A 15,467-nucleotide genomic window follows, 5' to 3' on the forward strand; every position below is an offset into this window, starting at 1 on the left:
GGCATCTACGATAACTTTTTGCTCATCTATGTAATATATTGCTGTTTTCAATCCAATTTTAATTTATGTAAATAGGCATGCTCTGTCGCTAAACGGAATTCACCAGGTGAAATTCCAATCCATTGATGAAAAACCTTGATAAAGTAACTTCCTGTTGAGTAGCCAAGTTCTTGCGCAATTGCCTCCATTGTCATATCAGAATCTCGCAGCAGCCTAATTGCCTCCTCCATTCTTACCTTTGTCAAATACTCAATTGGTGTGTATCCGGTTGTTTTTTTGTATAATCTTGTAAAGTAATATTTTGAAAGATTAACTTTAGCTGCTATCTCTTCAAGACTTTGCAGTGATTGATATGTTTCCTCGATGTACGAAGCCGCTTCGGCAATGGGATCAGGCCATGAGTGTTTCTCTTTTTTTGCTGAAACATGATTCCTGAACAATTCCATGACAAACTCATAAACAATGGCAGAGGCTCTAAACCCGTCAGTTATATGATTTTTCGCTGCACTGGCAAAAACACTTTTTAATAAACGGATTGGCGAACTGTCTTCTGGCATTGAAAAGACCTGACCAAGACTAGATACTGCATGGCGCCATTCCTCTTCAATATTTGTCGGCCGAAACATAATAAAGAGGACCTCCCAATCAGTATTGCTTTCTAAAAAGAAGTAGCGGTGGTTGCTTGGAATCTCCACCATAAAGCCTGTTCCTTTTCCTAATTTATGAAGTGTTTCATCCACTTCTATATAACCACAGCCAGCGAGCGTATATTGAAATAAAAAAAGTGGTCCATCCTTGCGAGTTAAGCCGTTCCAATGATACGACTCCTTTGAAATGATTTGGTTCCCCACTGCAAAAAGCTGGTAGAACGATTGATTCAATGTATCTAAAAACCGAAAACCATAGACTTCTTGTTTGTTATTTGTCATATGCGCTCCTTCATCGGGTATGTAAGCGCTTAAATGTTTTAGCAGCGCTGTTTCCTTTGTTAGGCTTTTTTTCTATAATCATACAACATTACCATCTCTTCGGCTACATTTTTTAAAGCGTTTACAAAAGGTGGTGTCAGATGAGGAACTTCGACACTTACTACCACTATTCTATAGAGGTATAATAAAGAAATACTATGACGAAGAAAAAAAATTAATATTGGAGCTGATTCCTTTTGAAAGACGAATTAATGTATATTGGCAATAAAGTTATTAACAGCCAGCAAATTTTGGCTGTTAATATGAATGATCTGCTAAAGCAATTTTTTCAAGGTGAGAATATGGAAGGCTTTGAAAGAATTAGTGAAGAAAAATTTTCGCGCTGGAGTGCTAATCTGTTTACCATCATGGGCGAAGCATTAAAGGATAATGACAAAAAACAAACGAATGAGCTGGACAACTGGGCAAGAGAAGCTGGAGGCAGCTTCGTGAAAAATTATGTACCACTTTCAGCAGCATTACGGTCGCTTACAATTTATCGAAATGTTATCTGGAATGTGTTCACTGTTGAGCTGGAGGAAAAATCATTTGCAGCCATAACAATGCTTGATGTTGGAAAAATAATCGACCCTTTGCTTGATGAAATCAGTGTTATTATCGGTAAAGTTTACGAGGAAAACAGCAGCAGATTAATGAAAATTGCCTATTCTGCTTTAGAGGAATTATCTGTCCCTGTTGTGCCCGTAGCAAAAGAAACGGCGATTATACCGCTTATCGGTCAAATTGATACAGATCGCTCCCAGCTTATATTGGAAGTGGCGCTAGAGGAATCTGCTAGATTAAAGGTCGAATATTTGATTTTGGATATTTCTGGTGTCCCTATTGTCGACACAATGGTAGCCGATAATTTATTCAAGGTTGTTCATGCCCTTGATCTGATTGGTGTCAAATCCATTATTTCCGGAATTCGGCCTGAAATTGCCCAAACTATTATTACATTAGGAATCGATTTCAGCAATGTGACAACATGTGCCAACTTACATACAGCACTTGCCAGCATTGGATTAAGAAGAGTGGCAGAGCCCTCTTAATCAATAGAAAAGGCATCCTGTTTGGATGCCTTTTCTATTACTTTCACTTTTAAGATTAGCTGCCAGCAACCTCTTTAATAATCGGTTTTCTTTGCACCTTCACTTCATATTTTGTTGTTTTGTTTTCAATAATGAATTCTGGAACGCCGCCTCTGTGTGCGTGTGATTCTTTAAACTCCTCACTTCCTACCCATCCTAAGAAGCCTTCTTTGTTTTCCCATCTTGTGACAATAGTAATTTCCTCATAATCTGTTGTTCCAGCAGTCAGCAATACTTCTAATCCAATAAAACCTGCTTTTTCTTCGATTTTTCCAATTCTATTAAATCTTTCAATGAATCCTTCCGCAAATCCTTCTTTTACTTTAACAGTGTTAGTTACAATATACATTTTGTTTCCTCCTCTAATTTTTTGGAATAATTACTGGATAATTGTTCTCAAACTTAATTGATGCATCAATTTCATATACTTCTTTCAGTAACTGAGCAGTTAATATTGCTTGAGGCTTTCCGGTTTGATAGATTTCGCCACGCTTCATAACAATAAGATTGTCACTGTATGCGCCCGCATATTGAAGCTCATGTAACACCATAATGACGGTAATCTGATAGGTTTTATTTATTCTAGAGAGAATTTTCATTAGTTCTAGCTGGTGTGTAATGTCTAAGAATGTAGTTGGTTCATCAAGCAATAAAACAGACGTCTTCTGAGCTAATGCCATAGCAATCCTCGCTCTTTGCAATTCACCGCCTGACAATTGGCCAACCATTCGATCTGCCATATTCTCTAGTCCAGTTTCTCTTATTGCCCACGCAATAATCTCTTTATCCTCTTCAGATACGGGACCTGTAAGCCGTTGAAAAGGCACCCTTCCATAGCCGACGAGTTCCTTCACTGTAATGCTTGGCATCACCTCTTTTGCTTGCGGAAGCATCGCTATTTTTTGGGAATACTCTTTTCTTTTATATTTATGAATAAGCTGATTGTCCAATGTCACCAAGCCGTTATCTGCTTTTAAAAGGCGTGCAAATAATTTTAAGAGGGTAGATTTCCCTGAACCATTTGGTCCAACAATTGCGGTCATTTTTCCCTCTGGAAATTCAATGTTAATATCATGAAGCTGGAATTTCCCTTGTCTGAACTGCAGTTCCTCTGATTTTAACACTGCCATTACACCATCCTCCTTCTCCGCAGCAGAATGATAAAGAAGGGACCACCAAGTGCTGCTAGCAAAATACCGACAGGCAATTCAATTGGATCGAATAGACTTCGTGCTGCCGTATCAGCAATGACGACGAGTGCAGCACCGCCAATAATCGAAAAAGGCAGCAAAAATCGATAGTCCTCTCCGATCAGAAGACGGATAATATGCGGTACAACGAGCCCGATAAATCCAATCAGACCAGCAACACTGACAGCTATACCTGCTAAAAAGGATGCTAGCAGGATGATCAGCATGCGGATCAGTTCAACATTTTGTCCAAGTAGCTTGGCAGAGTCATCTCCTAGAATCAGTATATTGACAGGTTTAATGGCGAATAAGCTAATCAGCAGCATAATAATGGTATATGGCAAAATAATTTCGACATGATACCAGCTTCTGCCATTAAGGCCGCCTGAGAGCCAGCCAATTACAGATTGTACTCTGTCACTGTACAGCACCATTATTCCATTCATAATGGCACCTAACACAGCATTCATCGCAACACCTGCCAGGATGATTTTAACTGGTGATGCCCCTTTATCCCATGCGAACAAATAAATCAATATTGTTGTTAGAAATGCACCGATAAAAGCAATAAATGGCAATAAATAGCTGTATTGAGGAAAAATGACCATTGTAACGATAGCGAATAATCCTCCGCCAGAGGAGACACCGATGATGCCCGGATCTGCCAAAGGATTTCTCATCACTCCCTGCAGCAAGGCTCCTGATGCAGCAAGGCATGCACCCACACATAGTCCCACAATAACTCTTGGCAGGCGGAGATTATAGACGATTTTTTCATACGTACCCTCACTGCTGGATACAAGAATAGTCCATATTTCTTTAAAAGAGACAGAAACTGCTCCAAATGAGATGCCTGCATATATCGCAATAAGCAGCAATAGCAGGAGACTAACAAGGACTGTTATCCGTTTTTTCTTTCTTTCTACATATTCCAACATGCTCACTCCAAATGATTTAACAATTCAACCAAGTATTGAACAGCGTCCACTGCTCTTGTGCCTGGATTGGTGCCAAACAATTCGCTTGGCAAAACTTCAACTCTTTCCTTTTTAACAGCATCCAATGAAGTCCAAGCTGCATTTTGCTTCATTTCTTTTAAAAAGCCTTGCTTAATTTCCTCCGCATCACCATGTGTAATTAAGAGAACGGCATCAGGATTTGCCTCTACAACTCTCTCTGTATTTATTTGCGCATACTGTGGAAATTTTTCTAATGCAGGATAATCACTTGCTACATTAATCCCTCCAGCTGCTGCTAAAAAATCTCCGCTTAATGAATTGGGCAATGCCGCCATATATGTTCCAGGAGCTCCGTAAACAAGCAGCACACGTTTATCCGTGTCCTTTAGCGCGGAAGCAGCAGCCTTTAAATCAACAGCCAGGTCCTCCTTTAATTGGGCAGCTTTGTCTGTCTCTTGTAGCATTTCACCATAAAGAGTAATTTGCTTTTTAATATCACTGATAGAATTTGCCTCTGTCAGGATTACCTTTGTTCCGAGCCCTTCTATTGTCGGAACATCCTCTTGATTAAAGCCAACATTTGCTAACACAACATCTGGCTGCAGCAAAGCAATTTTTTCATAATTCACTTCATGTGTTGTGCCAATTTCCTCCGCATCCTTTGCCGTTTTGGCAAGCTGACCTTCATCGGAAAGCGTCGGTTTGCCAACTACCTCTTTACCGAACGCATGCATTAAATCAACATCGCCGCTTCCTAATGCAGCAATGCTTTCCGGTGCTTTAGAAAATGTCACTGTTCGATTGGCAAAGTCCTTTATAGCAATAGAACCAGCTGTTGACTCTGCAGCTTCTCCTGTAGGCTTGCTACAAGCGGCAAGCAGCAGCGCCATACTCATCAATATCATTGTTTTTCCTATTTTTTTGTTAAACAAGATGTGCCTCAACTCCCTCTTTTCACTAGCTTCGCATGGACAACCAGTCTTCCTTCTAGTGAATCAATGGCATAATCACAGGTTGATAATGTAACAATGGAATCCTCTGGCTTAATATCCATATCTGCTTCATATAAGGATTTTTCCTCCAGCAAATCAACAAAATCGAGATACTCATTATCTGAAGAAAATTCAGTTTCTATATAATAAAAATCGGTTGTTGTTTGATAAACGGAAAAGACTTCTAGCTCATAGCCTTCATATAAAGAATCTAAATGAATTGTTTTGTGCTTCTCAAAAAATGCTTTATCTAAATATTTTTTTAAACCGCTGAACATCGTACCATCCTTCATTCTATGTCCATAGATAATGGTATTTTTATTGTTTTCGAGTTTCTTATCATTTCGATAATCCAGAAAAAGACTGCCTGCTCGCGTTTCTTCTTTTTTATAATTACGGGTCAAGTAAAACTCATTATCAGAGGATTGTAGGATAGGATAATTTATTTTTGTGTCATCAACTGTTACCCAGCCGACCATATCTTGATTTATTTCCAGCAATGGATCAAATGAGGACCGGATAGCTGTTTCCTTATTGCCGTTTTCCACGTTTTTAGTTGGCTTATAGATTTCCTGCACCGTTTCCAGCACTTTTCTGTTTGTATAATAATCATACAAAGGAGGAACAAGCTTATAGACTGAGTAAGCAAAGACTATTATTGCTGTGATGGTTATTATTCTTTGAATCATTAGCTTTGCTCTCATTACTTATCTCCCTTTCTTAAATGCTCAACGGAACGATGTATAAGCCTGTTTTGTCATCTTCATTAACGGCAATATGGACATCATATATTTCCTTGATTTTTTCCTGTGTAATCACTTGCTTCGGCGGCCCATAAGCCTTAATAGCTCCAGACTTCATCACAATGACCATGTCTGAATAGCGCAAAGCCTGATTCATGTCATGGAGAACCATTACAATGGTAATACCATGTACTTGATTTAACTCTCTAATTAAGGACAGCAGCTCTAGTTGATGATATATATCCAAGTACGTTGTTGGTTCATCTAGAAACAATATCTCTGTTTTTTGGGCAAGTGCTAGCGCAATCCAGACTCGCTGTCTTTGCCCCCCTGATAATGCACTTACAGGAATATCCTTGTAGTTTTGCAGATTCGTACATTCCAGCGCCCACTCTATTGCATCTTTATCATCATCATTTTCCTGTTTCCAGATTTTTTTGTAAGGTATTCTCCCAAATTGGATAAGCTCCTCTACTGTCATATCCTCTGAGATGTGGTTTGTCTGGTTTACCATTGCAATCTTTCTGGCAAAGTCCTTATGTTTATAGGAATAAATATCCTTACCATCAAGTGTTATCGACCCAGCGGAGTGTTTTTGACCTCTTGCCAGAAGTGATAATAGGGTTGATTTGCCACAGCCATTCGGACCAATAATAGTTGTTATTTTATTGTGTTCTATCTTTCCTTCCAACTTTTCCATAAAAGCTTTGTCATCATAAGAGAAGGATAGCTCTTTAAACTCCATTTAATTTATCCCCCTTTCTCAGCAAAAAGATCAAAAATGGTCCGCCAATTACTGCCATTATCGTGGAAGCTGGTATTTCCAATGGTGCGATTAACAGCCTTCCGAAAGTATCTGCAGTTAATATCAAAAAGGCGCCAGCTAATGCGGAAAAGGGTATTAAAATATGGTGATTTGTTCCAACTAGCTGTCTTGAAATATGAGGAATGATTAACCCAGCAAAGACAATAATTCCGGCAATAGATGTTGCAACAGCTGCGAGAAAGACAGCAATAACAGAAATAAGAATACGGACTAGCTGGATATTGACTCCTAGCTGGACAACCTTCTTATCTTGTAATTTCAGCATGTTACACCATGGGCTTACTAAAAATGCCAAGATTATTCCAAGCATTCCTAATGGAACAATTAGCTCAACATCCTCCCATGTTTTCATGGTTAAATTCGAGGCATTGGATGCGCCAACTGTTACATTAAAGTAAGCACATATGTTAACTAATGCTTCTCTTAATCCTGTAAACATTGCGCTCACTGCTATCCCTGTCAGAATAACTCGTAATGGCTTTAAGCCGGATTTCCATGAAAGCATGTAAATAATACAGCAAGAAACAGCTCCTCCTAAGAAGGCAAATAGCGTACTGCTGATAAACAATGAAGGTAAAAACAGCAGCCCAAATAAGGTGAAAAAGCTTGCTCCAGCAGAAATACCCATGATTCCAGCATCTGCTAACGGATTCCTCATGACAGACTGAAATAGCACACCTGAAACTGCCAAAATTGCACCTGTGAGGATGGAAACGATAATTCTCGGGAATCTGAGGTCGATAATGACATTTACTTCTTCACTATTACGGTGAAGTACCCCATCCACCAATGTCATCATGCCGACAGAAATGCTTCCCTTTGCAGCGGAATAAACGGTCACGCCGACAAGTGCTAAAATTACAACAATAAAACTAATGATTTTCTTATTCATGCATCTCTTCCTTTACGCTACTCATACATCATTTCCATAAGCTGATCTAATGCTTGGGTGATGTTTAAATTAGCAGTTGTAGCGAAAATCGGCTCTTCCAAGTCGTACACTTTTCCGTTTTTCACTGCGTTAAAATGCTTCCAAATATCATTTTCTGCAAATTCCTTATCAAATTCTTTAGCAACTTGATCTGGTACACCATGTGATAAGCGCAAAATTATATCTGGATTGGTTTGCTGCAGAAACTCTGTATTTGCTGATATGTATTCTGCGGCCTGACCCTCCACAGCATTTTTCCCACCCATAACTTCCACTAAATTGCCAACATACGAATTTTCAGTCGAGACAAGATAGCTTGCACCAGGGACACCGAGCAATATTAAAACAACTGGCTGCTCCTTGTCCTTTGTTTCGTCCTTGATTTCATTAACCTTTGATTCAATGGTATCAACAAGCGTCTTGGCATTTTCAGCACGATCGTATTTTGCTCCAAGATCGTTTATAGACTGAATCATATTATCAACGCTTTCCAAATTCACAAAGGATGCTTGAATTTTCATACTCTCAAACTTTTCACTTAAGTCATATTCCAATGTCGTGACAGATAGTACTTCTGTCGGTTTAAGGGATTTGATGATTTCCATATCAGGGCTCATCGGATTACCCACTTCTACCACATCTTTGTATCTTTCTGGAAGTGTATACTGTGTTGTTGGCACACCTGCTAAATCCACTTCAAGCTTATCCATGATTTCAGCAACAGCTAATGTTGTTGCCACAACGGTGTGTTCCGTATCAGTTTCTGCCGGCTTGCTGGTTTTTACCTCACTTTTTTGTGCAGAGCAGCTAACAAGCAAAAGACATATACTTAAAAGTAACCATGCTTTTACATATTTCATTTTTCCCCTCCTGTTTTCCAGCAGGAATTTTTTTACTATTTTCCCCATATACACAAAGACAGTTCTACGAGATAGAATTTCTTCCATCTCGCAGAACGGTATTTTTTATAATGTTCGAGTCCGGTATTTTCTTATAAGAACAGCAATTGATGACAGCAATAATAGAAGATATATTCCTATTTGCGCTGTGTCTGCAGTTTTAGCATTAACTACTTTTCCGCTTGTTTCTGTAGACCCATTTGTCTGTTCACTGTTTGTATCTCCATCCCGGTTATACTCAAGATTGTCGTCACTGTTATTGTTTGTTGTTTCATCTGGTGTAGTTGTATTCGTATCTTCAGGATTGATCTGATCAAAGTCATTTTCAATTCCTGCTACTGGAAGATCTGAAACATCAAATAGGAAACGAATTTCGTACCAGTGATCATAATTCAACTCTGGAATAACAACATGGATATTGCCAACAGTTGGACTAGCTAAATCAGCAACAGGGAATTCTACTACTTTAGAATCTCCAGATTCGCTTATTACCTTCACAGCTTTAGATCCAACAAGGAATTCAGTGATAAAGTCTGTTTTAATTGTCAGGCGGGCAACTACTTTGCCATCCTTCACAATTAATTTCCCAGGCTTAACGAAATAAGAATCTGCCATTGACTTTTCATTTTTACTTGCATGTAATACAGAATAGTCAACTGTGTATTCTCCATCTTTTAAGACTGCATTTTCACCTTTATCGTCCTGATCATTTGTATCTTCATCTCCATTTCCTGGAGTTTCTTCACCTGGTTTTTCTTCCCCTTCATTTTCAGAACCATTTTCTTCTTCGTTACCGCCGCCAGTGTTGCCATTGCCTCCGGATTTTGTTGGTAGATTGCTAGTATCATAGTCAAAGCGAACCGTATACCAATGATCATAGCCAATTGCCGGTACTTCAACATGAATTTCAGCAGAAGTTAAACCAGTCAAATCAGCAACAGAGAATTCCACAATTGTTTTCCCTGCACTTTGGCTGACAATTTTAGCGTCTTTACCGTTAATCTTAAATTCTGTAATATAGTCGCTGAATTCTACTTGTACAGTGGCATTGCCATTTTTTAATGTTACTTTACCAGGCTTAGTAAAGTATTGATCTGCCATAGATTTTTCATTTTGCAATGCATGCAGAATGCTGTATTGCAGGTCATACTCCCCATCCACAAATTCAGAGTTTGCACCCTGTTCTTCACCTGGCGTTGTGCCTGGATCTTCTCCTTCGCCCTCACCTGGTGCTGTGCCTGGATTTTCTCCTTCACCCTCACCTGGTGTTGTGCCTGGATTTTCTCCTTCACCTTCACCTGGTGTTGTGCCTGGATTTTCTCCTTCGCCCTCACCTGGCGTTGTACCTGGATTTTCTTCTGGCTCTTCAACTGAAATAGAGCCTTCATCAAATACCATTCTCACGACATGGTTCATTCCATATGACATCGCTAACTGGATATTTGTGATATCGCTTAAGTTTTCTACTTCAAAACGGAGCACTTTTGTGTTGGCTGCAGCATCTTGTGAGATAACATCAGCATCTACATACTGCCCGTTTACCTCTGTTTTAAAGCCTGTTACAAAATTGCTGGAAGACAGGTTTAGCTGTAAATAGCTTTTGCCGTTTTCCACAATAAGTTTAGCCGGCTTTGATAAGTAATTGCCCATGCTGGAAGCTTCATCTGCGTTTTCTTTCCATACCTGATAGTCGATTGTGTATAGACCATCTGCTAGCGGCTCTTCTTCTCCTTCACCTGGTGTCGGTTCTGGAATTTCTTCTGGCTCACTTACAGTAATAGTATTTTCATCAAATACCATTCTCACGACATGGTTCATTCCATATGACATCGCTAACTGGATATTTGTGATATCGCTTAAGTTTTCTACTTCAAAACGGAGCACTTTTGTTTTTGCTTCATCGTCTTGTGAAATGACTTCTGCATCCACATATTGTCCGTTTACCTCTGTTTTAAAGCCTGTTACAAAATTGCTGGAAGACAGGTTTAGCTGTATATAGCTTTTGCCGTTTTCCACAATTAGCCTAGCTGGCTTTGATAAGTAATTGCCCATGCTGGAAGCTTCATCTGCGTTTTCTTTCCATACCTGATAGTCGATTGTGTATAAACCATCTGCTAGTGGCTCTTTTTCTTCCACAACAGGCAAGTTATCTGTGTTGAAATCAAATCTTACTGTGTACCAATGATCATAATTAATTGTTGGTATTTCAACATGTATTTGTGCATCTGTTATGCCGTTTATTGATGCTACTGAAAACTCAGCAACTGTTTTTGTACCATCATTACTGATGATTTTTGGAGCTTTACCTTCTACAGTAAATTCCGTGATTAAGCTGCTGTATTCTGTTTGGACAGTAACATTTCCATCTTTAACTATTACTTTACTTGGTTTTGTAAAGTAGTTGTCCGCTATCGATTTTTCTTCAGCAGTTCCATGCAAAACCGTATAGTCAACGTCATACTCACCGTCTTCATAAACGATTTCATCTTGTGGTTCAGCAGGTGTTTCCTCTCCTGCTTCTTCACTTGGGTTTTCTGGTGTTGTCACAGGCTCTTCTGCTTCTTCACCTGGTGTTTCTGGTGTTGTCACAGGCTCTTCTGCTTCTTCACCTGGTGTTTCTGGTGTTGTTACAGGCTCTTCTGCTTCTTCACCTGGTGTTTCTGGTGTTGTTACAGGCTCTTCCGCTTCTTCACCTGGTGTTTCTGGTGTTGTTGCTGGTTCTTCTGCCTCTTCAGATGGTGCTTCTGGTGTTGTTTGAACAGGCAATGAAGCAGTATCAAAGTCAAACCTTACTGTATACCAGTGATCATAACTGATAGCAGGTACCTCAACATGAATTTCAGCAGAAGTTAATCCGTCCAAATCAGCAACAGGAAACTCTGCCGTGATTTTGCCGCCATCTTCACTTAATTTTGTTGTGGATGTGCCGTTTACTTTGAACTCAGTAATGTAATTACTGTATTCAACCTGAACTTTAGCCTGCCCATCCTTAATGATTAGTTTTCCAGGCTTTGTATAGTACTGGTCTGCCATTGAGGCTTCATTATTTGTTGCGTGCAAAATCGTATAGCCTACACTATATTCCCCATCTGCTACTACTGAACTGCTGTTCAACTCAGCAGCATAAGCACTGTTATCAGAAGGAATCACTGTACTTACGATGGAAAAGAGTATTACTAGAAACGCAAGAGCAATCTTTGCAGCCTTCATTCTTTTCTTTTTCTCCTTTTAAGTAGAATATATAGCTCTTTTTACATTCAATGCTTAACAAACTGGTATTGACGCAGATTACTCTGCTTCACTCGTATTTAAGACTCTATCTACTACTTCTTAGCTAATGTAGCTGTGTCAAAGTCGAATCTCACTGTATACCAATGGTCATAGTTAATCGCTGGAACTTCGACATGAATTTGAGCTCCTGTCAATGCCTCAAGATTAGCAACAGAAAACTCAGCAGTAGTTTTGCTGCCACTTTCACTAATCTTTGTTGCAGTAATGCCATTTACTTTAAACTCTGTAATCATATTGCTGTATTCAACCTGAACTTTAGCCTGTCCGTTCTTAACGATTAATTTTGCAGGCTTTGTATAGTACTGATCTGCCATTGATGCTTCATTATTTGTTGCATGCAAGATAGTATAGCCAATACTATATTCCCCATCTGCAATAACCGAACTGCTGCTAGACTCTGCAGCATATGCTTTGTTATCCAAAGGAATTACTGTACTACCAACGGAAAAGAGTGTTACAAGAAACGCAAGAGCAATGTTTGCTGTCTTCATAATTTATTTCTCCCTTTTTAGTAGAATATGTAGCTATTTCTCACTTCCATAACAGAAACTATTTAGCTAGTTTTTTTCTGTTTACAATAGAGATTACAATGATACCGACAGAAACTATCATTAAAACGGTATAGATAGTGATTTCTGAAATGTCAGAAGTTCTCGGATTTTCAACTTTTTCTGTTGTTGTTTCCTTTGCTGTTGAGCTTGTTGCTGCTGTTTCTGTATCTGAGGTTGTATTTGTTTCATCTGAAGCTGTTGAGGTTGTTTGTGAAGAAAGAGCCTTTGCCGTGCTTTCATCAAAGTCAAACCTAATAGTATACCAATGGTCGTAATTCTGGTCTTCGACAATAACATGAATTTCTCCAGCAGTTGGACTGTTTAGTGAGCTCACATTAAATTGAACCACACTAGATTCACCACTTTTACTAATTTCAGTGACATTTGCGCCACCTACTTTAAATTCTGTGATCGCTGAAGTAGAAATTCCTACTTGTACTTTATGAACACCATTTTCGACAATCAATTTTGCCGGCTTTTTAAAGTATCCATCTGCCATGGAGGCTGAATCACTATCTGCACGCAAAACAGAATAGTTTATGGAGTACTCGCCATCTGCAAGTGATGCAGCGAATGATTTGTTACTGACACCAACAGACAAAAGCGTAAAAATTGCTAATATTGCAACTATTTTTATTGCAACTTTCTGTTTAAGCAAGTATATACATCCCCTCTATATAGTTATATTGATAAAGCATAAGTTAGCGTTTTCCATACACCTTCTTCCTGTATTTGTTTTAGGCACAACCTGCCTAGATTCATATTAAATGATAGTGATTCTCATTGTCAATGAGTTTTTTCTCAATTAGATAATATTATTCTCATTTAGTTGATAATTTGACTCATAAAAAAGAGCAATTGCCTTTATCGCAACTGCTTTTTCTAGAATGAGACTGTCATTTTCCCAGCAAAGCTGCAGACTCCTCTACGCCAATTCTATAACTTGAAAGTCTTCCATTCTCGATCTTAATCATTGTTGGAGTTCCGGTTATTTCTAGTTCAGCAGCTGATTGAGGAGCTTTGTTTTCAAACGGAGTCTGATGGACTGCAATCAGCTTATTATCATTTCCTTCTTGAACAGACCAAGAAACCCTCTTATCATTTATCAATTCAGCAAGATCAATATCGTCATTGATAATTTCTTGTCCGTTCTCCATCCTTCCAATCACCTTGTCCCATTTTTTATGATGGTTTTCCCAATCATACCAGCTTGCCGCATTTTTCTTTTCGCCCATGTCAACAATATACAACGGAACCTCGCCTGTCTTGTTGTATGCTAAAACAGATTTTTCTAGTTGTTGACAGTAGGAGCAGCCCTTCTGCCAAAAGTAAACGATATATCCCTTGTCCTTTTGTGAGAAGGTCTCTGTTGCTTTAATTCGTTTAATACTACTTATCGTTTCTTCACTGGATTTGCTTAATACTGGAATAATAATCCCGCCAGCAAGAATAAGGAAAACTGCAGTTAGAAGCACCCATTTTACCTTGTTGTTCATCCTGTATCTCCTTTCGTTTATTCTTATTTTAGCGGATAAATAAGCCTTTCAAACGGCAGGAAAGCAGGAAAATCTGACATTATTGTGACAATTAGGTCCTTCTGGTTTTCAAAATTCAGACGGGCGAAATATTATATGGTAAAATCATATTAGATTTTTAAGAAGGAGATGGCAAAATGAAAAGCTCTATTATTGATCGATTTATTTCTTATGCTGTTATTGATACACAATCCAACGAGGAAAATACCGCATGCCCTTCCACACCTGGACAGCTGATATTAGCAAACAAGCTTGTGGAGGAATTAAAGGAAATTGGCATGGAAGAAGTAACAGTAGACGAAAATGGCTATGTTATGGCAACCCTTCCTGCAAATACGGAAAAGAATGTGCCAACAATCGGTTTTCTAGCTCATTTGGACACTGCTACTGATTTCACTGGAAAGAATGTCACTCCTAAAGTTTTGGACCATTATGACGGGGGAGACATCGTCCTAAATCAAGACTTACATATCGTTTTATCACCAGCAGATTTTCCAGAGCTGACAAAATACAATGGTCATACATTAATAACTACAGATGGAACGACTTTGCTTGGTGCTGACAATAAAGCAGGCATTACAGAAATTATGACTGCCCTTATTGCTTTAAAAAAATCAGACATAAAGCATGGAAAAATAAGGGTCGCATTTACTCCAGATGAAGAAATCGGAAGAGGTCCCCATAAGTTTGATGTAAAGGCATTCCAGGCTGACTTTGCTTATACAATCGATGGCGGTCCTCTTGGTGAACTGCAATACGAAAGCTTTCATGCTGCAGGTGCAAAAATCACGGTGAATGGTACAAATGTCCATCCTGGTACTGCAAAAGGAAAAATGGTTAATTCCATGAAAATAGCAATGGAGCTGCAAAACAAGCTGCCATCTGAAGAAGCTCCTGAAAAAACTTCAGGCTATGAAGGCTTTTATCACCTGCTTTCATTTGAAGGCGATGTGGAGCAAACAAAACTAGCCTATATCATTCGCGATTTTGACAGAGATTTATTTGAAAAGAAAAAGGCAAACTTAACTGCCATTGTTGCTGATTTGAACGAAAAATATGGGAAAAACACAATCGTTCTTCATTTAAACGATCAATATTACAATATGCGTGAGAAAATTGAACCTGTGAAGGAAATCGTTGATATTGCTTATCAAGCAATGGAAAACCTCGGGATTACGCCAATTGTTGAGCCTATTCGCGGTGGAACAGATGGCTCCCAATTATCTTATATGGGGTTGCCGACACCGAATATATTCACTGGCGGAGAAAACTTTCACGGTAAATTTGAATATATCTCGGTTGATAACATGATAAAAGCAACAGATACTATCGTCGAAATAGTCAGATTATTCGAGGAAAAAGCATAGGCTAAAAGGAGGCGCTATTAAACGGAAGCGCCTCTTTTTTTCACTTCGCTACCCGTCATTTATTTCGGTTCTCTAAACATATTTTGTACTTTTCTTAGATTAGTATATAATAGTACAAGTGCTC

15 protein-coding genes are annotated in these 15,467 nt (G+C 38.9%); 2 read left to right on the forward strand and 13 right to left on the reverse strand.

Annotated elements, in window-relative coordinates; all coding sequences use genetic code 11:
• Positions 1-47: 47 nt before the first annotated feature.
• Positions 48-929: a helix-turn-helix transcriptional regulator gene (locus NQZ71_RS16860; RefSeq protein ID WP_317011030.1), complete on the reverse strand. Its 882-nt coding sequence runs from the start codon at positions 927-929 to the stop codon at positions 48-50.
• A gap of 236 nt (positions 930-1,165) precedes the next feature.
• Between NQZ71_RS16860 and NQZ71_RS16865 the strand changes: the two genes are divergently transcribed.
• Positions 1,166-2,020, forward strand: a complete 855-nt coding sequence (locus NQZ71_RS16865) for an STAS domain-containing protein (RefSeq protein WP_260053609.1) — start codon at positions 1,166-1,168, stop codon at positions 2,018-2,020.
• A 55-nt stretch (positions 2,021-2,075) separates the two neighbouring features.
• Here NQZ71_RS16865 and isdG read toward each other — a convergent pair whose 3' ends face one another.
• From isdG to NQZ71_RS16925, 12 genes are all read right to left on the reverse strand, one after another.
• A complete protein-coding gene (gene isdG / locus NQZ71_RS16870) occupies positions 2,076-2,408 on the reverse strand; it encodes a heme oxygenase (RefSeq protein ID WP_144452107.1) in 333 nt (110 codons plus the stop codon).
• Between the two features lie 13 nt (positions 2,409-2,421).
• A complete protein-coding gene (locus NQZ71_RS16875; RefSeq protein WP_275004507.1) occupies positions 2,422-3,189 on the reverse strand; it encodes an ABC transporter ATP-binding protein in 768 nt (255 codons plus the stop codon).
• Complete coding sequence (locus NQZ71_RS16880; RefSeq protein ID WP_394374115.1) at positions 3,189-4,187, reverse strand: FecCD family ABC transporter permease; 999 nt, start codon at positions 4,185-4,187, stop codon at positions 3,189-3,191. The genes NQZ71_RS16875 and NQZ71_RS16880 overlap by 1 nt, the downstream gene beginning before the upstream one ends.
• A 2-nt stretch (positions 4,188-4,189) precedes the next feature.
• Complete coding sequence (locus NQZ71_RS16885) at positions 4,190-5,140, reverse strand: ABC transporter substrate-binding protein (RefSeq protein WP_275004505.1); 951 nt, start codon at positions 5,138-5,140, stop codon at positions 4,190-4,192.
• An 8-nt stretch (positions 5,141-5,148) separates the two neighbouring features.
• Entirely contained in the window at positions 5,149-5,904 is a 756-nt protein-coding gene (srtB, locus tag NQZ71_RS16890) for a class B sortase (protein ID WP_275004504.1), read from the reverse strand.
• A 16-nt stretch (positions 5,905-5,920) separates the two neighbouring features.
• Positions 5,921-6,688: an ABC transporter ATP-binding protein gene (locus NQZ71_RS16895; protein ID WP_275004502.1), complete on the reverse strand. Its 768-nt coding sequence runs from the start codon at positions 6,686-6,688 to the stop codon at positions 5,921-5,923.
• On the reverse strand, positions 6,678-7,661 hold the full coding sequence (locus tag NQZ71_RS16900) for a FecCD family ABC transporter permease (protein ID WP_144452102.1): 984 nt from the start codon (positions 7,659-7,661) through the stop codon (positions 6,678-6,680). The genes NQZ71_RS16895 and NQZ71_RS16900 overlap by 11 nt, the downstream gene beginning before the upstream one ends.
• A 17-nt stretch (positions 7,662-7,678) precedes the next feature.
• Complete coding sequence (gene isdE / locus NQZ71_RS16905) at positions 7,679-8,560, reverse strand: heme ABC transporter substrate-binding protein IsdE (RefSeq protein ID WP_275004499.1); 882 nt, start codon at positions 8,558-8,560, stop codon at positions 7,679-7,681.
• A gap of 105 nt (positions 8,561-8,665) precedes the next feature.
• The gene (locus tag NQZ71_RS16910) at positions 8,666-11,809 is read right to left on the reverse strand and encodes an NEAT domain-containing protein (protein WP_317011031.1); all 3,144 of its coding nucleotides are present in this window, start codon (positions 11,807-11,809) and stop codon (positions 8,666-8,668) included.
• A gap of 113 nt (positions 11,810-11,922) precedes the next feature.
• Entirely contained in the window at positions 11,923-12,381 is a 459-nt protein-coding gene (locus tag NQZ71_RS16915) for an NEAT domain-containing protein (RefSeq protein ID WP_260053604.1), read from the reverse strand.
• Between the two features lie 58 nt (positions 12,382-12,439).
• Positions 12,440-13,099, reverse strand: a complete 660-nt coding sequence (isdC, locus tag NQZ71_RS16920) for a heme uptake protein IsdC (protein ID WP_260053603.1) — start codon at positions 13,097-13,099, stop codon at positions 12,440-12,442.
• A gap of 238 nt (positions 13,100-13,337) precedes the next feature.
• Complete coding sequence (locus NQZ71_RS16925) at positions 13,338-13,937, reverse strand: thioredoxin fold domain-containing protein (protein ID WP_317011032.1); 600 nt, start codon at positions 13,935-13,937, stop codon at positions 13,338-13,340.
• A 176-nt stretch (positions 13,938-14,113) separates the two neighbouring features.
• Here NQZ71_RS16925 and pepT point away from each other — a divergent pair, with 176 nt between their 5' ends.
• Positions 14,114-15,343, forward strand: coding sequence for a peptidase T (pepT, locus tag NQZ71_RS16930; protein WP_317011033.1), 1,230 nt, complete (start codon positions 14,114-14,116; stop codon positions 15,341-15,343).
• Positions 15,344-15,467 lie beyond the last annotated feature (124 nt).

The sequence above is a fragment of the Niallia taxi genome, assembly GCF_032818155.1.
GTDB classification, from domain to species: domain Bacteria; phylum Bacillota; class Bacilli; order Bacillales; family Cytobacillaceae; genus Niallia; species Niallia taxi_A.